Origin of the sequence: Pyruvatibacter sp. HU-CL02332, assembly GCF_040362765.1 — a bacterium.
Lineage (GTDB): Bacteria > Pseudomonadota > Alphaproteobacteria > CGMCC-115125 > CGMCC-115125 > Pyruvatibacter.
In genome coordinates this window covers 1,302,402-1,320,881 of record NZ_BAABWK010000001.1, presented here as the reverse complement: position 1 = coordinate 1,320,881, position 18,480 = coordinate 1,302,402, and the positions used below count along the sequence as shown (strand labels likewise).

The 18,480-nt window shown below is 59.3% G+C and carries 19 protein-coding genes; 15 read left to right on the top strand and 4 right to left on the bottom strand.

Translation table 11 applies throughout. From position 1 onward, the window contains the following. The first annotated feature begins 55 nt into the window (after positions 1–55). Positions 56–886 carry a PIG-L deacetylase family protein gene (locus tag ABXH05_RS06135; RefSeq protein WP_353560231.1) on the top strand — a complete coding sequence of 277 codons (831 nt, stop codon included), beginning with the start codon at positions 56–58 and terminating at the stop codon, positions 884–886. A 10-nt stretch (positions 887–896) separates the two neighbouring features. Here ABXH05_RS06135 and ABXH05_RS06130 read toward each other — a convergent pair whose 3' ends face one another. Next, positions 897–1,331: a hypothetical protein gene (locus tag ABXH05_RS06130; RefSeq protein WP_353560230.1), complete on the bottom strand. Its 435-nt coding sequence runs from the start codon at positions 1,329–1,331 to the stop codon at positions 897–899. 91 nt (positions 1,332–1,422) lie between these two features. Between ABXH05_RS06130 and ABXH05_RS06125 the strand changes: the two genes are divergently transcribed. The 9 genes from ABXH05_RS06125 (at position 1,423) to leuD (ending at position 11,241) form a co-directional block, all read left to right on the top strand. After that, the gene (locus ABXH05_RS06125; protein ID WP_353560229.1) at positions 1,423–2,553 is read left to right on the top strand and encodes a hypothetical protein; all 1,131 of its coding nucleotides are present in this window, start codon (positions 1,423–1,425) and stop codon (positions 2,551–2,553) included. A 476-nt stretch (positions 2,554–3,029) separates the two neighbouring features. Continuing rightward, positions 3,030–4,940 carry an ATP-binding protein gene (locus ABXH05_RS06120; RefSeq protein ID WP_353560228.1) on the top strand — a complete coding sequence of 637 codons (1,911 nt, stop codon included), beginning with the start codon at positions 3,030–3,032 and terminating at the stop codon, positions 4,938–4,940. A gap of 224 nt (positions 4,941–5,164) precedes the next feature. Continuing rightward, positions 5,165–6,730 (top strand): signal recognition particle protein, encoded by a 1,566-nt coding sequence (gene ffh, locus ABXH05_RS06115; protein WP_353560227.1) that lies wholly within the window; start codon positions 5,165–5,167, stop codon positions 6,728–6,730. A gap of 128 nt (positions 6,731–6,858) precedes the next feature. Beyond that, positions 6,859–7,299: a 30S ribosomal protein S16 gene (gene rpsP / locus ABXH05_RS06110; protein ID WP_353560226.1), complete on the top strand. Its 441-nt coding sequence runs from the start codon at positions 6,859–6,861 to the stop codon at positions 7,297–7,299. Positions 7,300–7,311: 12 nt separating this feature from the next. Then, the gene (gene rimM / locus ABXH05_RS06105; protein WP_353560225.1) at positions 7,312–7,884 is read left to right on the top strand and encodes a ribosome maturation factor RimM; all 573 of its coding nucleotides are present in this window, start codon (positions 7,312–7,314) and stop codon (positions 7,882–7,884) included. Then, on the top strand, positions 7,877–8,620 hold the full coding sequence (trmD, locus tag ABXH05_RS06100) for a tRNA (guanosine(37)-N1)-methyltransferase TrmD (protein WP_353560224.1): 744 nt from the start codon (positions 7,877–7,879) through the stop codon (positions 8,618–8,620). The genes rimM and trmD overlap by 8 nt, the downstream gene beginning before the upstream one ends. Positions 8,621–8,673: 53 nt before the next feature. Continuing rightward, positions 8,674–9,069, top strand: coding sequence for a 50S ribosomal protein L19 (gene rplS, locus ABXH05_RS06095; RefSeq protein ID WP_348136270.1), 396 nt, complete (start codon positions 8,674–8,676; stop codon positions 9,067–9,069). A 147-nt stretch (positions 9,070–9,216) separates the two neighbouring features. After that, complete coding sequence (leuC, locus tag ABXH05_RS06090) at positions 9,217–10,623, top strand: 3-isopropylmalate dehydratase large subunit (RefSeq protein WP_348136269.1); 1,407 nt, start codon at positions 9,217–9,219, stop codon at positions 10,621–10,623. 12 nt (positions 10,624–10,635) lie between these two features. Continuing rightward, complete coding sequence (gene leuD / locus ABXH05_RS06085) at positions 10,636–11,241, top strand: 3-isopropylmalate dehydratase small subunit (RefSeq protein WP_353560223.1); 606 nt, start codon at positions 10,636–10,638, stop codon at positions 11,239–11,241. 124 nt (positions 11,242–11,365) lie between these two features. On the opposite strand, the gene rsgA is transcribed toward leuD, so the two are convergent. Further along, the gene (gene rsgA, locus ABXH05_RS06080) at positions 11,366–12,466 is read right to left on the bottom strand and encodes a ribosome small subunit-dependent GTPase A (protein WP_353560222.1); all 1,101 of its coding nucleotides are present in this window, start codon (positions 12,464–12,466) and stop codon (positions 11,366–11,368) included. A 371-nt stretch (positions 12,467–12,837) separates the two neighbouring features. On the opposite strand from rsgA, the gene ABXH05_RS06075 reads away from it, so the two are divergent. From ABXH05_RS06075 to leuB, 3 genes are all read left to right on the top strand, one after another. Continuing rightward, positions 12,838–13,308, top strand: coding sequence for a DUF4188 domain-containing protein (locus ABXH05_RS06075; protein ID WP_353560221.1), 471 nt, complete (start codon positions 12,838–12,840; stop codon positions 13,306–13,308). After that, positions 13,305–13,691 carry a TerB family tellurite resistance protein gene (locus ABXH05_RS06070; RefSeq protein WP_353560220.1) on the top strand — a complete coding sequence of 129 codons (387 nt, stop codon included), beginning with the start codon at positions 13,305–13,307 and terminating at the stop codon, positions 13,689–13,691. Before ABXH05_RS06075 ends, ABXH05_RS06070 begins: the two co-directional genes overlap by 4 nt. A gap of 694 nt (positions 13,692–14,385) precedes the next feature. Further along, the gene (gene leuB, locus ABXH05_RS06065) at positions 14,386–15,489 is read left to right on the top strand and encodes a 3-isopropylmalate dehydrogenase (protein WP_353560219.1); all 1,104 of its coding nucleotides are present in this window, start codon (positions 14,386–14,388) and stop codon (positions 15,487–15,489) included. 115 nt (positions 15,490–15,604) lie between these two features. On the opposite strand, the gene ABXH05_RS06060 is transcribed toward leuB, so the two are convergent. Both ABXH05_RS06060 and ABXH05_RS06055 read right to left on the bottom strand, forming a co-directional pair. Beyond that, positions 15,605–15,901 carry a hypothetical protein gene (locus tag ABXH05_RS06060; protein ID WP_353560218.1) on the bottom strand — a complete coding sequence of 99 codons (297 nt, stop codon included), beginning with the start codon at positions 15,899–15,901 and terminating at the stop codon, positions 15,605–15,607. Between the two features lie 9 nt (positions 15,902–15,910). Then, on the bottom strand, positions 15,911–16,171 hold the full coding sequence (locus ABXH05_RS06055; RefSeq protein WP_353560217.1) for a hypothetical protein: 261 nt from the start codon (positions 16,169–16,171) through the stop codon (positions 15,911–15,913). A gap of 135 nt (positions 16,172–16,306) precedes the next feature. Between ABXH05_RS06055 and ABXH05_RS06050 the strand changes: the two genes are divergently transcribed. Together ABXH05_RS06050 and ABXH05_RS06045 are read left to right on the top strand one after the other, a co-directional pair. Beyond that, positions 16,307–17,029: an SRPBCC family protein gene (locus ABXH05_RS06050; RefSeq protein ID WP_353560216.1), complete on the top strand. Its 723-nt coding sequence runs from the start codon at positions 16,307–16,309 to the stop codon at positions 17,027–17,029. Between the two features lie 337 nt (positions 17,030–17,366). Further along, positions 17,367–18,389, top strand: coding sequence for an aspartate-semialdehyde dehydrogenase (locus ABXH05_RS06045; protein ID WP_353560215.1), 1,023 nt, complete (start codon positions 17,367–17,369; stop codon positions 18,387–18,389). The last annotated feature ends 91 nt before the right edge of the window (positions 18,390–18,480 follow it).

Sequence of the window (18,480 nt, the reverse complement as noted above, 5' to 3'; positions counted from 1 at the left end):
TGCCAGAAACACGGCAGGGTCCGAATAGCAGACCCGTGAAATCGGGAGAGGTTGCATGCTCAAGCTTCTGGGGCGCGTTGGCGCGGTTATCGGCGGAATTGCGCTGCTGGCCAGCATGGTGGGCGTGATCTGGCTGGATTCCCTGTTCGAGGAGCCGGGCGTCCAACATGTGTCGTCGCTGACGCAGGAGCTGGGCGCCAAGCGGGTGATGGCGATTTTTGCGCATCCCGACGATGAGCAGCTGGTGGCCGGTCTGCTGGTGGCGGCCAAGGCCGAAGGGGCCGACCTGGGCATGATCACCGCCACGCGCGGAGAAGCGGGCACGCAAATGCCCAAGATCGTGCACCAGCAGCACCTGGGCATCATCCGGATGGCGGAGGCCCTCAAGAACAGCTATGCGCTGGGCATTGATGCCCACGAAGTGTGGCCGATGCCGGACGGGGCGCTGGAACGCGACGTGCCGTTCCTGTCGCTGGCGGCAGAAATCACCAAGGCGTTTCATCGCTTTGAGCCGGACTTGGTGGTCACGTTCTGGCCGGAATCCGGCGCGACGGGCCATCGTGACCACATGCGCATTGGTCTGGCGGCCCAACATGCCGTGCGCCAGTTCGACGGCATTCACGTCTATCAGGGGCCCAAACACATCGCCTACACGCTGATGCCGCGCGGCGTCATGCAGCGCCTGGGCGGTGAGCGCGGGGACTTTGTGGCGGAGAACCAGCCGGACCCGACCCACGCCATGCCCAGCAATGCCGACGCCAAACTGCGCGGCTGGGACATCCACGAAAGCCAGGGCGACTATGTGGCCGCGACCTATCAGGTCCCCGCCAGCGTGCTCTACAGCTTCTTCGACAAGGAGTTTTACTTTGTCGAAGAGGTGCGGTGAGGGCCGGCCTCTAGCCTACGGTCCACATACCCAGGGCGCCGGGATCGCACCTCAATCCGCGGAACCGCGCTGTCTGCTGCTGGAGGTTTGCCTGCAAGCTGGCGATCCGGGCCTCGACCCTACTCAGGTTTGACTTGGGGCCCCGCAACTCTGATTCCTTGGCGTTTTTTCTCGCCGCCAGGCGATCAAGAACCCGATCACGCGTGCCCTCGGTAATCAATTCTACGGCAATGCCAAGCCAGGTGCGCGAAACGGTGTAGGGCAGCCGGACGTTCTGGACGGTCCGGATTGTTCGCTGGATGTCGTCAAGTTCGTTCTCCAGCCGGTCAACTGTTGGCCTGAGCATTGAGCGCTGTCTCAGCAGGGGCGTGAGTTCGCGCCGGTCGGTAACGATGATATCCCGTATACGGGCGCATTCCGGGGCAATGGTCTCGCTTCTGCGCATTGGCAAATCCTTATGTCCACATTTAAGCTCTACCCACAACACGCAGAGCGCGAACAAGTATCGGGCCGCAGAAACCACCGGGGATAAGTTGGTGCGTATTTTTCGATTGGCAGGTCTGACCGCTGCCGCGTTCGTCTTGGCCGTTATCGCGGGGACGGGCGTGCTGATGCTGTATGCGGCAGCGATCCAGCCTCGGCCGGTCGACTGGCAGGCGGCTGTTCAGCATGCCGTTGATGCCGGGGCGTGTGATGACGCGGGTCTGTTGGCACAGGACGCGGCTTACGCCGGTGTTGCTGAAGGGGCGGATGTCTTCGCGCGCATCGTGTCACAGGCGGGTGACAGTCCCTGTCCGATCAGATGGCGGCAGGAATTGGATTATCTGTGGCCGACCGAGGAGGCTTATTCAGCGCATCTGACCGATATGGCGGGTTCACTGCGTTTGAACGCGGGTGTCTATGGCGGTGGGCAGTCAAATGCGCCCGGGCGTCTGGCGAGTTTTTATTATGACGTGCGTGGCTACCGGGTGCGCGTGTTCAGCGACAGTATCGGACTTAGTCGCGAGTATATGGACATGTCGTTGGGACACCGGGCGGCGTATGCCATGTGGCAGCTCACCTGCGGGCATGCCCTTGGCCGTCATGATCGGCCCCGGTGGCCGACCCTTGAGGTGAGTGTCAGAGGCTACTTTGACCTGGACGTTGATGCCGGTCCCTGGGCCGTGTTCGAGCGCCGGTGTGCCCGGCGCGCCCTCGCTCTGGCGCACGATATTGGGCTTGATGCCCCGGCGCCCCGGCATGTGGTCGCTGACGAGATGCTGACAGCGGCGCGGGCGTTGCCGGAAGGGCGATATCTCTGGGCGTCGCGTGCTCTTGCCGAAGGAAAGTTCGGCCCGTACCAACCCCAATCGATTGAGGATCGCGTAGATTTCATGCGCGATGTTTTCAGGACGCTTGGGAGTCTCGTCTGGGACGGGCATGGACCCACGCTGGCGCTCTATGGACGGCACCTGCTCGATGGGATGCCGCCGGAGTATGACGACATTAAAATGGTGATGCTGGCTACCGATCCGCCTCTCTCCGACATCCAATACGCTTATGGGATGCTGACGCTGGCGCAGGCGGCGGGGGAAGACGTGGCGCAGGATCTGGCGCGGGCTGAGGCCGGGCTCAATGAGGCGGAGCAGGCGGCAGCGGTTGAGTGGGCTGAGGGGCTGGTGATGTAATCTGGACGCTCGTGAGGACCCCCGCACCAGCCAGGGCGACTATGTGGCCGGGACCTATCAGGTCCCCGCCAACGTGCTCTACAGCTTCTTCGACAAGGAGTTTTACTTTGTCGAAGAGGTGCGGTGACGGGCTGAAGGTGCACTCCTTAAGTAACACCAAGGAAATTGCACTTAGACAATTGGCTCAATGCTGAATAGGGTTGCATTAAGTTGAACGCTCCGTCTCAGCTTGCGAGGTCTAACTTGTGCAAAAACCTGATTTGATGCAGAGGGCTTTGGTTCTGATAGTGAACCTTTGTATAGCCTATATTTGCTACGTAGCGGTGTCAGGTTCTTGGAGACCGCTTGGAGACCTCAAATCAGTTTGGTTGCTGTCCGCTGCTTCGGCCTGGTTTCTAACACTTATCTCCGCGCCGTGGTTCTTGCCCCCGAGGGACGCGCTTGTAAGTGCAATAGCAACCATACTTGCGCTCGCAATGATGGATTTGAGTGATGTTGCTAGCGCCAATGCCAGCATAGATTTTGCGCGCTGGACGGGTGTTTTCTTTGCGATGTTAGTTGTTATTGCATCGCTCGTGGCACTTTTCACAAATGAACATTTGCCCGGATCAACAACCGCAAGTGCTGCGTTTAAATTGGTCAGCGTCGTTGGCAATCCCGTACCCCTGTTTTCAATTCCAGCCCTGGTCAGTATTGCAGCGGCATACCAAAATGACGTTATCCAACCAGTGGTACTATCGTTCATTTGGATTGCGCTTGTTGTTGCGAGGCCCATTGAGCGGGCCGCATCGGTGCTGGCTTGGTGGTTTGACGCGGTCAGCCAAAATCAGGATTTGACCTCAGTTGGTTTGATCGATCGGATTGATGACCCCAACATCGTACGTGTCCGGATGAAATCAGGAGCTAGTTGGGTCCCAAATCGCCTGTACACCGCAGCTCTACCAAATGGATCGCAGAGGTTTGTAATCGCCCTCTTTGAACAACTCCAAGGTGCAAATGTTGTTGGCACCGGTTTGGTGGTTGCGCGACCTGGTGATGATCCGCTCCCTATCCAGGAGGGTCATGTTTGCGCCACACATGACGACGAGAAAACATCCGATTTTCTGTCAGATCTCAGCGGCATGAAGGATGCAAGGTTGGTTGGATTTGTTGTCGAGGGATCAATGATTGAATCCATCCGGTTTGAGGTGTCAGCGTCATCTGAACTGGAGGAAGGGCACCTGATTTTTGCGAATGTGCAAGGCCGCCAGGTGTTTTATCAGATTACCGACGCAGAAACTTCAGAGGAGAGTTTTGACCAGAATCCGAGAGGCACCCATATCGCTAGTGCAACTCAAGTCGGCATTTATACTGAGGACACCGGCTTCACTAAGTTTGCCTGGCTTCCAAAAATGAATTCTCCGTTGTTTGCAGCCGCCAACGCCAAGTTGATGCCACAGGTGCTCTCTGCAGATGAGTTCAGAGTCGCTCGGGTGCCGTCCACAGATATTCATGTGTCTGCGAACGCGGCGGATTTGGTAGACTACCACTCTGCGGTTCTTGGAATCACAGGCACCGGCAAAACGGAGCTTGCACTGGACCTGATTGGCGAAGTCCTAGCTCGGGATACAAAAGTGTTTTGCGTTGATTTAACCGGAGAGTATCGCCACCGGCTAACCGCGTTCAGTCCGACCTTTCCGTCAGTTCCCGCCGCAAAGGTGGCGGACTTTGAGAAGAAGATATTCGATGCTGAGACTGGAGATTATGGTGGTGGAAAAGAAAAAAAGATATTGCAGACGTTCGTCGAAGGTGTGCGGACTGATGTCACCAGCGAAATCGAATCCTTTCTAACCTCTCCAAATGAGCAATTGGCGATACTGGAACTCAATGAAATTGCGAACACAAAGGCATCCTTGAGGATCACTGAATTGTATCTTTCTGCAATTATGGCGTGGGCGCGAACCAACAGGGGCTCGTCGCGTACGCTTGTTGTGCTTGAAGAGGCGCATACAATTGTCCCGGAAGTATTTGGTTCCGGCCTAGGGCGCGAAGAGCAAAACGTAGTCAGCAGAATTGGCCAAATTGCATTGCAAGGCCGAAAATACCAAGTCGGATTAATGTTGATCAGTCAGCGAACCGCTTTAGTCAGCAAAACGATACTCTCTCAATGCAATACGTTTTTTACCCACTCGCTAATTGATCAAACCAGTCTCGCATTCTTGGAAAGCGTTTACAGTAAGCGCCACGTTCGACTGATCCCGAACCTCAGACCTCGTGAATTCTTAGCATTCGGCAAGGCATTGAAAGTCGAGCGTCCTATCTTGCTCCGGAAGGACTATGAACCAACAAAAGAGGCAGCTTCTAAGGCATTAAGCTCAAGTGCCACATTCTCAAAGTCCACGAATTAGTGAGCCGAACCGACTAAGGCCACCTTGACCCCCACCCCCCTTTCCTCCTAAAACACCGGCTCATTTCCGAGACATCTCCTGTCTCCTTCGGCCAGCGGGCTTACGCGCCCGCACGTCGCCACCCGTCAGCGCGTTGCGCCCACGGGTGCGTTTTTCGTTTGGCTGATGGATGTGGGGCGGTGTTTTCGGCAAAAACGGCTTAAAACTGCGGATTTTGCGCATAAATGTTTGAGAACCTTCAGGATCGTCTGGGCTCCATATTTGAGGGCCTGACCAAGCGCGGGGCGCTGTCGGAGAAAGATGTCTCCGAGGCGATGCGTGAGGTGCGCCGGGCGCTGCTTGAAGCGGACGTGGCGCTGCCGGTGGCGCGCGACTTCATCAAGAAGGTGACGGAACGCGCGGTCGGCCAGGAAGTTCTGCGCTCGGTGACGCCGGGCCAGCAGGTCATCAAGATCGTCCATGACGAGATGATTTCGATGTTGGCCGGTGATGAGCCTGCGTCCGGAGCCGAAGAAGGCTCGCCGGACGATATGGCGGGCATCGACCTTGCGGCCGTGGCGCCAGTGCCGGTGATGATGGTGGGGCTTCAGGGCTCCGGTAAGACCACATCGACCGCCAAAGTGGCCATTCGCCTGCGCGACAAGGCCAAACGAAAAGTGCTGATGGCGTCGCTCGACGTGCGCCGTCCCGCGGCTCAGGAACAGCTCAAGGTGCTGGGTGAGCAGGCGGACATTGATACGCTGCCGATCGTGGCCGGGCAGGACCCGGTGGCGATTTCAAAGCGCGCCATGGAAGCGGGCCGTCTTGGCGGCTACGACGTGGTGATGCTGGATACGGCGGGCCGTCTGTCCGTTGATGAAGCGCTGATGGCTGAAATGGCCGAGATCAAGTCGGCAGCCAACCCCCACGAAATTCTGCTGGTGGCTGACAGCCTGACCGGTCAGGACGCGGTCAATACCGCTGACCTGTTCAACAAGCGCGTCGGCCTCACCGGCATTGTGCTGACCCGTGCGGATGGTGACGGGCGCGGTGGTGCGGCGCTTTCCATGCGCGCTGTCACCGGCAAGCCGATCAAGCTTCTGGGCACCGGCGAAAAGCTGGACGAGATGGAAGTGTTCCGCGCCGAGCGGATCGCCGGACGCATTCTGGGCATGGGCGATGTTGTGTCGCTCGTGGAGAAGGCCGCGGAAACCCTCGACGCTGAAAAAGCCGAGAAGATGGCCGCCAAGATGAAGAAGGGTCAGTTCGACCTGGATGATCTGGCAGAGCAGCTCAAGCAGATGGCGAAGCTCGGCGGCATGTCTGGTGTGATGGCGATGATGCCGGGCATGGGCAAGGCCAAGAAGCAGATGGATGCCGCAGGCATGGACGACAATGTCCTCAAGCGGCAGGGGGCGATCATTTCGTCGATGACGAAAGCCGAGCGCCGTAACCCCAAAGTATTGAACGCCAGCCGCAAGAAGCGCGTGGCCAAAGGCTCGGGCACCCAGGTTCAGGAAGTGAACCGCGTGTTGAAGATGCACCGGCAAATGGCCGATGTCTTCAAGATGATGGGCAAGAAGGGCGGCAAGAAAGGCCTCGCAGCCATGATGGGCGCTCTAGGTTCGGGGGGAGGCGGCGGCCTGCCTCCCGGCGTGACGCCTCCCGGTGGCCTTGGTGGTCCCATGGGCGGTGGCATGCCCGGATTGGGCGGCGGCTTGCCCCCGGGACTGGGCGGTGGATCTGGCGGGATGCCCGGTCTGGGAGGTGCTCCAACACTCCCCGGCCTTGGCGGACCAAAGAAGAAATAGAGTTTTTGAGTGCCGGGCAAAGAACAACCAAAAAGAGCAGCCCGGAAATACGACGACTACGGATTAATTGAGATTGCCGGACGCGGACAACGCGCCGGTCAAAGAGACAACCTAAGGAGACTATTGTTATGGGATTGAAGATTCGGCTTGCCCGTGGTGGCGCCAAGAAGCGTCCGTTTTATCGCATCGTTGTTGCGGATGTCCGCAGCCCGCGCGATGGCCGCTTTGTTGAAAAGATCGGCACACTGAACCCGCTGCTGGCCAAGGACGACGAAGCGCGTCTGAAGCTCGATGTGGATCGTGCCAAGTACTGGCTTGGCCAGGGTGCCCTGCCGACAGACCGCGTATCGCGTCTGCTGGAGATCGAAGGCATCGGCAAGCGTGAAGCACGCAACAACCCGCAGAAGGCGTTGCCAGGCAAGAAGGCGCAGGAGCGCATCGAAGCCAAGCGTATTGCTGAAGAAGACGCGGCTGAAGCTGCAAAGGCTGCGGCTGAAGCGCCTGCCGAAGAGGCACCTGCTGAAGAAGCTCCGGCTGAAGAAGCAGCAACCGAAGAAGCTGCGTCCTAGGACGGCTGCTTGATGGCTGATGGCTCTGACGATGTCTTGTTAGGTGCGGTGTCCGGTGCCCATGGGGTGCGGGGCGACGTCCGGCTCAAGACGTTTACGCAGGACCCGGCAGCCATTGGTGACTACGGGCCGGTGCATACGGAAGACGGACGGGTGTTCACCCTGAAAGTCACCAAACCGGTGAAAGGCGGCATGGCCGCAAAGCTTGATGGGGTTACGGACCGCGATCAGGCAGAGGCACTCAAGGGCACGCGGCTCTATGTGTCTCGCGAGGCACTGGGTGAAGCCGGTGCAGACGATGACGGTGACGAGGCTTACTTCCACGCAGACCTTGTGGACTGCATTTTGGTGAGTGAGCACAACGAGGAGATTGGACGGGTGACTGCCGTTCACGATTTTGGCGCGGGCGATCTGCTTGATGTGCTGCGCAGTGATGCGGAAGGCGCGGGTAAAACTGTGCTGGTGCCGTTCACGCGCGCGGTATGTCCGGAAGTTGATATCGCCGCGCGCCGGATCGTGTGTGTGCCGCCGGTCGGTCTCCTCGAAGATGCGGAACCAGAAGAAGGGGAGATGTCAGATGACTGATGCTCCGCTTTCTTCGGTCTGGACCGCCACCGTTTTGACGCTGTACCCGGACATGTTTCCGGGGCCTTTGGGGCTGAGCCTTGCGGGCCGGGCGCTGGAAGAGGGCAAGTGGGCGCTTGAGACGCGGAACATCCGTGACCATGCCGCCGACAGGCACCGCACGGTGGACGACACGCCGGCGGGCGGTGGTCCGGGCATGGTGATGCGGGCGGATGTGATGGCGGCAGCCATTGATGCGTCTGCCGATCAACCCAATGAGCCTCAGCGGCCGTTGGTGTATCTGACGCCGCGCGGCGTGCCGCTGACCCAGGGTCTTGTCCGCGAGATAGCGGCGGGGCCGGGCGCACGGTTTGTGTGCGGACGGTTTGAGGGTGTGGACGAACGGGTGTTTGCCACGCGGCCGGGGCTGGAAGTGAGCCTTGGGGATTTTGTTCTGTCAGGCGGTGAAGCTGCTGCCCTGACCATGATTGATGCCTGCGTCCGGTTGCTGCCGGGCGTCATGGGGGCGGAAGCCTCGGGCGACGATGAGAGTTTTGAGAACGGACTTCTGGAGTACCCGCACTACACGCGGCCCCAGGAGTTTGACGGCATGGAGATACCGGCGGTTCTGACCTCCGGCCACCATGAAAAAGTGCGTGAGTGGCGGCTGCATGAAGCCGAGCGCATTACGAAGGAACGGCGGCCTGACTTGTGGGCGGCCTATGCGACGAAAGATGCGGGAGCGCCGTTAAGGTAAGCGCGCGCCCGACCTGATAATTGACTGACGAATAGAAAACGAGGGTTCATCCCATGAATATCATTGAGACAATCAACGCCGAACAGGCTGCGAAACTGGGCGAAACCAAGAAAGTTCCTGACTTTCGTCCCGGCGACACCGTGCGCGTCAACGTAAAGGTTGTGGAAGGCTCACGTGAGCGTATCCAGGCCTATGAAGGTGTGTGCATTGCACGCTCAGGCGATGGCCTGAACCAGAACTTCACGGTACGGAAGATTTCGTACAATGAAGGTGTGGAGCGTGTGTTCCCAATCTACTCCCCGCTGATCGACTCAATCGAGCTGGTCCGCACCGGTAAGGTCCGTCGCGCCAAGCTTTACTATCTGCGCGGGCGTCGCGGTAAATCTGCACGTATCGCAGAACGCGTGGACCACAAGAACGGTCCCAAGGGCAAAAAGAAGAAAGCGTAAGGGCTTCTTCCCTATTGGCAGCAGGGTTCCTGTTGCCGCCTTTGATGCCTATATGACCGATCCGCATGGACAGGTGTGCCCTGTTCCATGCGGTTGCCTGAGCGACGCAGGCATATTTCGATATTTGAACAAGAAGGAAGCAAGCTGATGTCCGGCCCGCGCACGATGTACGACAAGATCTGGGATGATCACATTGTTGAAACCCGCGAAGACGGTACGGGCCTGCTTTATATTGACCGGCATCTTGTTCACGAAGTGACCAGCCCGCAGGCCTTTGAAGGTCTGCGCATGACGGACCGCAAAGTGCGCCGTCCTGAAAAGACACTGGCTGTGGCGGACCACAACATTCCAACGTCCGACCGTTCCAAGGGCATTGCGGATGAAGAAAGCCGCATTCAGGTCGAGACCCTCGAAGCCAACTGCAAGGAGTTTGGTGTCGAGTATCTGGCGACGGACGATATCCGCCAGGGCATCGTGCACATCGTTGGGCCGGAGCAGGGCTTTACGCTGCCGGGCACGACCATTGTGTGCGGCGACAGCCATACATCCACGCATGGCGCTTTCGGCGCGCTGGCGCATGGCATCGGCACGTCCGAGGTTGAGCATGTGCTCGCCACGCAGACGCTGATCCAGAAGAAAGCGAAGAACTTCCGCGTCAATGTGGAAGGCACGCTGCCGGAACATCTCACCGCCAAGGACATCATCCTGGCGATCATCGGTGAGATTGGTACGGCGGGCGGCACGGGCTATGTGATCGAGTTTGCGGGTCCTGCGATCCGCGCGCTCTCCATGGAAGGCCGCATGACCGTCTGCAATATGACGATTGAAGGCGGCGCCCGCGCCGGCCTTATCGCGCCGGACGAAAAGACCATTGAATATTTCAAGGGCCGCCCGCGTGCGCCGAAGGGTGACGCATGGGAGGCGGCGGAAGCCTACTGGCGCTCGCTGCCATCTGATGACGGCGCCAAGTTCGATCGCGAGCTGACGCTGGACGTCAACAATCTGTCGCCGATCGTCACCTGGGGCACGAGCCCGCAGGACGTGGTGGCGATCACCGGCACGACACCGGACCCCGCCAAGATTGAAGACGCGGACAAGGCCCGCTCCGTTGAGCGCGCGCTGGACTATATGGGGCTCAAGCCCAACACCAAGATGACCGACGTCGCCATCGACACGGTGTTCATCGGCTCGTGCACCAATGGCCGCATCGAAGATCTGCGCGCTGTGGCGGAAGTCGCCAAGGGCAAGAAGGTCAAGGACGGCATTCGCACGCTGGTTGTGCCGGGCTCGGGCCTTGTGAAAGAGCAGGCGGAAGCTGAAGGCATCGACAAGGTACTGATCGAAGCAGGCTTTGACTGGCGCGAGCCGGGCTGCTCCATGTGCCTCGCCATGAATGCGGACAAGCTGGCCCCGGGCGAACGCTCCGCGTCAACGTCCAACCGTAACTTCGAAGGCCGTCAGGGCCGCGGTGGACGCACACATCTGGTATCGCCAGCGATGGCCGCTGCAGCAGCTATCGCCGGGCACTTCGTTGATGTTCGCGACGTAAAGTAAGGGATCTGGGCAATGGATAAATTCAACAAACTCTCAGGCGTTGCGGCGCCGATGCCGATCACGAATGTTGATACGGACATGATCATTCCCAAGCAGTTCCTCAAGACGATCAAGCGGACGGGGCTTGGGGTCAATCTGTTTGACGAGATGCGCTACAAGGATGATGGCTCTGAAGTTGAAGACTTCGTGCTCAACCAGCCGGCCTATCGGGATGCCAAGATTCTGGTGGCGGGCGACAACTTTGGCTGCGGCTCGTCGCGCGAGCATGCGCCGTGGGCGCTGATGGATTTTGGCATTCGCTGCATCATCTCCACGTCGTTCGCGGACATTTTCTACAACAACTGTTTCCAGAACGGCATTCTGCCCATCGTCCTGCCCAAGGCGGATGTGGACAAGCTGATGGATGACGCGGAGCGCGGCTCCAACGCCGTTGTATCCATTGATCTGGAAGCCCAGGAAATCAAAGGCCCGGACGGCGGCACGATCAAATTCGAGATCGATGCGTTCCGCAAGCACTGCATGCTGAACGGCCTTGATGCCATCGGCCTGACCATGCAGCAGGCCGATGCCATTGACGGCTTTGAAGGCAAGGACAAGGCAGCGCGTAGCTGGGTCTAGCGCCTGCTCCCATTCCCGCTTTCCCTCCGGTCAAGCCGGAGGAACAGCGGTGTGGGGACGTGATTGTAACTCTGCCAAAAAGGCGGCGCTCAAGATGAGTGCCGCCTTTTTTGTTGCTGGTACATCAGTCGTCGCGCTGTCGCTTCTTCTGCGCCACGGTGCGTTTGACCATTTTCTTGAATGATTTTTCGCGGGAGCGGCGTTCGGCAATTGTTTGCGTGTTGTGCTGGTCTTCCAGGGCCAGCTTGCGCCAGCGCTGCAGGCGCTTGGGGTCGAGGGTGCCTGCGTCGATGGCTGCCGTGACCGCGCAGCCGGGTTCGGTTTCGTGCTGGCAGTCACTGAAGCGACAGGCCTGCGCCAGTGCCACCACATCTGCAAACACCGCGTCGATGCCGTCCTGCACATCGGTGAGCTGCAACTCGCGCATGCCCGGAGTATCCAGCAGCCACGCGCCGGACGCCAGGCGATGAAACTGTCGACTGGTGGTGGTGTGGCGTCCCTTGGCGTCATCCTCGCGAATGCCTGCGGTCTCAATCGCGTCCTGACCGGTCAGGGTGTTGATCAGGGTCGATTTGCCGACACCCGATGACCCGACAAAGGCCACCGTCTGACCTGTTGTGCACCAGGGCAGCAGGCTGGCGATCTGGTCGGGGTCGCGGGCATCCAGGGTTTCGACCACGATGCCCGGCATCAGTCCCATGGCCTGCTGTTCATAGTCGTGCGGGTCGTCGGTGAGGTCCGCCTTGGTGAGGATGATGACCGGCGTTACGCCCGCATCCTGTGAGAGCGCCAGATATCGCTCCAGCCGCGCCACATTGAAATCCTGATTGCAGGATGTGACCACAAAGAGGGTGTCCACATTGGCCGCGATGAGCTGCTCTTTACGCTCATGGCCGGCCACCTTGCGCTTGAACACGCTTGTTCTGTCCAGCAGCCGTTGCGCCTGTCCGGTTTCGGGATCAAGCAGCACCCAGTCGCCAACGGTGGCGGTGCGCCCCGGCGACCCGTCGTCGGGGTCCTCGGGTTCGCTGAAGGGCATGATGGTTTTTTCAAACGGCACAAGGTCCGGGCCACATCCCACGACGTCCATCTTGGTGCGGTGCACGGACATGACGCGGGCAGGCGCCAGGGTTGCCAGATCATCGGCATCGAGTTGAGAAAGAAAGAAATTGGTCCAGCCGAGATCGGCCAGGTTGGAAATTGGGGTTGAAATTCGCGTTGTCATTGTTGGTCTACCAGCTTCTGCAGCTCCGGACTGCCGGGCGCAGGGCGAACACAGGTCCACCACCGAAGAGGTCCGGGGGCGGGGTTCCAAAAAGGGCCGGTGACAGGGCGGTCAGCATGTATGCCTGACCGGAAAGCACGCGTTGGGTGCTGTCTTATCCTGTTGGTCCACCAGCGGGCTGGCGCACAATGGCAGTCACAAAAATCTCCTGTGTCGGTGTCCGGTCGATGTGGGTGCAACGGTACGGGTTTTGGAGGCGCCTGTACATGACCGGGATCAATGAAAGCGGTTGGGTGATTTATCTACGGTCATTGTTCGGCTTGTCTGGACGCGCCATGATGCGTGATCGGACGGTGAGGGAGAGTAGCACCATGACCACAGTCATTCCCGGACGCTTTGCGGCGAAGATGGATGAACCGTTCGCGGTCTTTATCATCGGTATGCGGATCAACAAGCTGTGGGCTGTGCACAAATGGCTGCCCGTGGCCAAGGCCATGCCGCGCATGCTCAACGAGCTTGGGGCTGATCCCGAGCTTGGCATGCTGCATGTGGAACCGATCAGGTATCGCCGCGGCTTTGCAACGATCCAGTACTGGAAGAGTTTTGAACATCTGGAGCACTATGCCACCAAGGTGGCGACGCATACGGAGGCGTGGCGGGAGTTCAACCGGGCGATTGGTGAAGACGGGTCTGTCGGCATCTGGCATGAAACCTATGTGGTTCAGCCCAATGCCTTTGAAGCCGTCTACGGCAACATGCCGCGCTTTGGCCTCGGTGCTGCAGGCGATCACATCAAGGCCGACGGGGCCTACAACAAGGCGCGGGGACGCATGAGTGCATGAGTGAGACAAACCCAAAGACAGCCCTGCACGCCATCTGCGGTGCCTATCTGATGGTCGCCTACTCAGATGGCCAGTTTGCGCCGGTGGAAGAAGGCCGTTTGATGAGCGAGCTGGCGGCCGACGAGGCGTTCAAACGATTTGAGCAGGCCGCGCTTACGGCTGAGATGGCAGAACTAGTAAAGGCCTTCCCCGACGATTATGAAGCGACGGCGCTGGATGTACTGGTATCGATTGCATCCATCAAGGACCACGACGTGGAAAGACGGGCTGTGAAGCATGCAGCGAGGGTAGCTGTGATTGCGGATCAGGCGATCTCGCCGCAGGAAGAACACGCACTGGATCGGATTGCGATGGCGCTTGGGCTGGAAAAAGGCGCGCTTTAGGTTGCTGCCTATCTGACCCGCCATTGTCCGGCTTGACCGGACAATCCAGCTCTGTGTCGACATACCGGCGCTGGATGGATCCCCCGGGTTAAACGGGGGGATGGCGAAAAAACTTCAGAAAAATTCAAAAACTTATCCCCGGTCTCTTGCGGGGCCTCATACTTCACGCATGCCTCCTGCTTTTGGGCAGTCCGGACCGTCCGGGTGCTGGGTGGGAGGGCGGATGCCATGGAGCGTGGTGATGACTGCCCAACAGGGACAAGGGCGGGATGTCATCGGGCGTGCTGAAGGGTAACGGACTTTGGCGATATGGCGGTGACGACTCTGCTGGCCTGCGCGTCCTCGCAGGCCCCGGCGGTTCTCGCGTCTCATACGAGGGATAGACCGGTACAAAAGCAGCATCGGGCGGGTCACCGGGTAACACCCGGGCTCACCGGTGGAGACGGTCGGCGCCGAAGACCATCCGCGCAGGAGCGCTGCCATCAGGTAGCCGGACGCGCTTGTGTGCGTTGAATGCCTCAGACACGGACATGCTGCCTTTGGGCGGTGCTCCTGCCATCCCATCTTTCCCCTTGCGGCCATACGGGCCGTGAGGCGGCCCGGCTCGGCATTTCTGGGGCTGGCCTTGCCTGTGGGTCCCTGCTAGGAACCCGGCCAACGACACACGACATTTCTAGTGCGGAGACATAGTTCCATGGCGACCCAGAAAATCCTCCTTCTGCCCGGCGACGGCATTGGCCCTGAAGTCATGGGGGAGGTGCGCCGCGCCATTGAGTGGATGAATGGCGAGGGCCTGACCTCCTTTGAGGTGGAAGAAGGCCTTGTGGGCGGTGCTGCCTATGACGCCCACGGGCTATCGATCTCCGAAGACGACATGGCGCGGGCCATGGCGGCGGATGCGGTACTGTTTGGTGCTGTGGGCGGGCCCAAGTGGGATGACGTGCCGTACGACGTGCGGCCGGAAGCCGGTCTTTTGCGCCTGCGCAAGGACATGGAACTGTTTGCCAATCTGCGCCCGGCCATCTGCTTTGGTGCGCTGGCGGAAGCATCCTCGCTCAAGAAGGAGCTGGTTGAAGGGCTCGACATTCTCATTGTTCGTGAGCTGACCGGTGGCGTCTATTTCGGTGAGCCCAAGGAAATCATCGAGCTTGAAAACGGCCAGCGGCGCGGAATCGATACGCAGGTCTATGACACATATGAGATTGAGCGCATCGCAGCAGCGGCGTTTGACATTGCGCGCACGCGCGGCAATCGCGTCTGCTCCATGGAAAAGCGCAACGTCATGAAGTCCGGCGTGCTGTGGAATGAAGTCGTGACCGAGGTTCACAAGCGCGACTATCAGGATGTGGAACTCACCCACATGCTGGCGGATGCGGGCGGCATGCAGCTGGTGCGCGCGCCCAAGCAGTTTGACGTGATCGTCACGGATAATCTGTTCGGCGACATGCTGTCAGACGTGGCTGCCATGCTGACGGGCTCGCTGGGCATGTTGCCGTCAGCGTCGCTTGGTGCGGCGGACGCAAATGGCAAGCGCAAGTCGCTCTATGAGCCGGTGCACGGTTCAGCGCCTGACATTGCGGGCAACGGCATTGCCAACCCCATCGCCATGCTGTCGAGCCTGGCCATGTGCCTTCGCTATTCGTTCAACATGGGTGAGGTGGCCGACAAGCTGGAAGGCGCGATTACGTCCGTGCTGGACAAGGGTCTGCGCACCGGTGACATCATGCAGGACGGCATGACCAAGGTGTCTACGTCGCAGATGGGCCGTGCGGTTGTTGAAGAGATGGCCAACACCTAGGGGGGCAACCACCTATCCGCTCTTCCTCCGGCTTGACCGGAGGATCCATGGGCGGGTTCAGACGGGCCCTCCGGTCAAGCCGGAGGGAAAGCGGGATTGGTTGGTGTGAGCTCTCTTACCAGTGGCGGTTGCGGTAGCCGCGGTTGTAGTACCACGGCCAGTCAGGGCCCCAGATGGCGCGGTTGTTGGCGCGGCGCTGCTCGATGGCAGCAGCTTCCTCAGCGCGGATTTCGCGCAGCTTGAGCAAGCAGTTGCTGAAGGCTTCGGTCTCAGGTTTGAAGCCGAGGCTCTGGCATTCCGCCTTGTCGGCGGCAAGCTGGGCTTGGGCGCGCGCGGCCCGGTCTTCAGCGGTGGCGCAGGCGGACAGACCAAGCACCAGAGCGAGAATGGGGATGAGCCGGATTGGGTTCATGATCCCCTCCTAAAGTCCGATGCCAATACCGATGCCGACACCGAAATTGCCGCCGCTATCACGCTGGCTCTCAGCGGCGCGGATTTCGCGCAGTTTCAGGCGGCAGTTGCCATAGGCTTCCGTGCCTTCCTCGAAGCCAAGCACGAGGCAGTTTTGATGGTCGATTTCGTTTTGTGCCGCAATCTGCTCGGAGCGATCACCGGCACAGGCCGATAGCGCCAGGCCCAGCGTACAGATGAGGGCCAGAGCACTGATTTTCGTTGGTGTCATGAGGTCATCTCCTTGGACCACAACCTTATCCACCCCCGCGCAGGGCCAGCGTATCATATGTTGGTGAGCTTTGGTGTTTGGGTATGATGATGCGATTATCAGGTTGAGTGATTTGGGCTGACTGAGTGTTTGGGAGTGAGTGAATTGATCGATCATGTGAAGACGGCAATTGCCGCAGGTCTGGCTATGTTGGTTGCGGGCTGTGCGACGCTGGACCGGACGATGGATGCTGAGGATGTTGCGGGTATCCAGCGGCTGGGTGTCACGTCTGCCCTGTCAAACATGCGGCAACATGATTTTGTCGGGACACTCATTTTTGAAAACAAGCGCCAGAAGGTTGACGTATCGGACTGGGATGTTCCCGGCTTTGCGGAAGCGACGCTTGTGAAGTATCTCGATGCGGGTCCCATGCCGGGACGGGTTGGCATCATCGACGCGGACGGTCTTGATAAGGACCGTTTTGCTGGATCGCCGTCTGCCCTGCTGGCGGCAGCCAAGGAGCAGGGGTTTGATGCCGTGGCTGTCATCCATCCGTCCGGCTACGACAATTACCCCTATGTGACGCCTGGATACGGCGTTTACCGCAAAGTCGCCTTCGGCCTCGGGCAGAACTGTGCCTACCAGCAGACTGTTGTCCGGATACTGGATGCGGACACAGGTGATCGGCTGGCGTGGGAGTGGGGCTTTAACTCATGGGATGGCCCCTGCATGCCGCTGCCTGTCGAATTCAAGGAGAATCCCGCCGGTTACACGGATGTCGAGCAGGATCAGATTCAAAAGAGCATTGAGGCTGTGTTTGATGAAGGGCTGGAACGGACAGTGCGGAAGCTGAAATTTGGCGGCGCCTCCGCCTTTTAGGCGTGGCAGCAGCCATGCGCGCCATTCATTGACTGGAAGGGTGTGCAGTGAGATATAAGCGCCGGAAATTGATGGAATTTGGACCTTGATGGCCAGGTATTTGACGAACCCTGAGTTTTTGACCGCGCGGGACATGTGTCTTGCGGGCGATTACGCGTGTTCGCCGGCCACCACCACCACTCCGACCACCAAAAAGACGGCCACCACCGTCTGATCCTGCCCCTTGCGCCGCTTGTTCTCTCTTCTGCCGGCTCTTGAGGCAAGAGCAGACGAGTTGGGGCTTTGCCTGTTTTGCAGGCGGGCGCGGAAGAGGCAGAGACGTTAAGGAACAGGACCGATGGGTTTGAAAGTTGCAGTTGTGGGCGCCACGGGGAATGTGGGGCATGAGATGCTCAATATTCTCGAAGAGCGTCAGTTTCCAGCGACGGAAGTCGTGGCCATAGCCTCGCGCCGCAGCCAGGGCAAGGAAGTGTCCTATGGCGACAGGACACTGAAGTGTCAGGCGCTGGAGAATTTTGATTTTTCCGACACGGACATCGTGATGATGTCTGCAGGCGGCGGTGTCTCGAAAGAGTGGTCTCCCAAGATTGCCAAGCAGGGTGCGGTTGTCATCGACAATTCATCCACCTGGCGGACCGACCCGGATGTTCCGCTGATCGTGCCGGAAGTGAATGCGGACGCGATTGCGGGCTACACCAAGAAGAACATCATCGCGAACCCCAATTGCTCAACGGCGCAGTTGGTGGTGGCGCTGAAGCCGCTGCATGACGCGGCTCAGATCGAGCGCGTGGTCGTGTCGACCTATCAGTCCGTGTCGGGCACGGGCAAGGACGCGATGGATGAGCTGTTCAACCAGACCCGTGCGGTGTTTGTGAATGATCCGATTGAAAAGTCGATCTACCCCAAGCAGATCGCGTTCAACGTGATCCCCCATGGGGGCGACTTCATGGAGGACGGCTACACCACTGAAGAGTGGAAGATGACGGTTGAGACCAAGAAGATCCTTGATCCCAAGATCAAGCTCACGGCCACATCCGTGCGCGTGCCGGTGTTTGTGGGTCATGGCGAAGCGGTGCATATCGAGTTCGCCAAGCCGATCTCCGACAAGGAAGCGCGTAACATTCTGCGTGAGGCACCGGGTGTGCTGGTCGTGGATAAGCGTGAAGACGGTGGCTATGTGACTCCGGTCGAGTGCGTGGGTGACTTTGCGACCTTTGTGAGCCGCATCCGCACGGATCCGACCGTGGACAATGGCCTGGCGCTGTGGGTCGTCTCTGACAATCTACGCAAGGGCGCAGCACTCAATGCAGTGCAGATCGCTGAGCTGCTGAATACGAAGTATCTGGCGAAAGCTGCTTAAGCGGCACCAGCCGTCGACGACATCAGGTGGGCCGGTTCTGAGCATCAGGATCGGCCCACTGGCGTTTTGAGGCTTGCCAGGCGGCACGCTT

Bases quoted from the DNA above. Each gene is read 5' to 3' on its own strand.
- ABXH05_RS06045 (WP_353560215.1), top strand. From the start codon at position 17,367: ATGGGTTTGAAAGTTGCAGTTGTGGGCGCCACGGGGAATGTGGGGCAT.
- leuD (WP_353560223.1), top strand. From the start codon at position 10,636: ATGGATAAATTCAACAAACTCTCAGGCGTTGCGGCGCCGATGCCGATC.
- leuB (WP_353560219.1), top strand. From the start codon at position 14,386: ATGGCGACCCAGAAAATCCTCCTTCTGCCCGGCGACGGCATTGGCCCT.
- rplS (WP_348136270.1), top strand. From the start codon at position 8,674: ATGAATATCATTGAGACAATCAACGCCGAACAGGCTGCGAAACTGGGC.
- ABXH05_RS06070 (WP_353560220.1), top strand. From the start codon at position 13,305: ATGAGTGAGACAAACCCAAAGACAGCCCTGCACGCCATCTGCGGTGCC.
- ABXH05_RS06135 (WP_353560231.1), top strand. From the start codon at position 56: ATGCTCAAGCTTCTGGGGCGCGTTGGCGCGGTTATCGGCGGAATTGCG.
- rsgA (WP_353560222.1), bottom strand. From the start codon at position 12,466: ATGACAACGCGAATTTCAACCCCAATTTCCAACCTGGCCGATCTCGGC.
- ABXH05_RS06055 (WP_353560217.1), bottom strand. From the start codon at position 16,171: ATGACACCAACGAAAATCAGTGCTCTGGCCCTCATCTGTACGCTGGGC.
- ABXH05_RS06120 (WP_353560228.1), top strand. From the start codon at position 3,030: ATGATGGATTTGAGTGATGTTGCTAGCGCCAATGCCAGCATAGATTTT.
- ABXH05_RS06060 (WP_353560218.1), bottom strand. From the start codon at position 15,901: ATGAACCCAATCCGGCTCATCCCCATTCTCGCTCTGGTGCTTGGTCTG.
- ffh (WP_353560227.1), top strand. From the start codon at position 5,165: ATGTTTGAGAACCTTCAGGATCGTCTGGGCTCCATATTTGAGGGCCTG.
- leuC (WP_348136269.1), top strand. From the start codon at position 9,217: ATGTCCGGCCCGCGCACGATGTACGACAAGATCTGGGATGATCACATT.
- rpsP (WP_353560226.1), top strand. From the start codon at position 6,859: ATGGGATTGAAGATTCGGCTTGCCCGTGGTGGCGCCAAGAAGCGTCCG.
- trmD (WP_353560224.1), top strand. From the start codon at position 7,877: ATGACTGATGCTCCGCTTTCTTCGGTCTGGACCGCCACCGTTTTGACG.
- ABXH05_RS06130 (WP_353560230.1), bottom strand. From the start codon at position 1,331: ATGCGCAGAAGCGAGACCATTGCCCCGGAATGCGCCCGTATACGGGAT.
- ABXH05_RS06075 (WP_353560221.1), top strand. From the start codon at position 12,838: ATGACCACAGTCATTCCCGGACGCTTTGCGGCGAAGATGGATGAACCG.
- rimM (WP_353560225.1), top strand. From the start codon at position 7,312: ATGGCTGATGGCTCTGACGATGTCTTGTTAGGTGCGGTGTCCGGTGCC.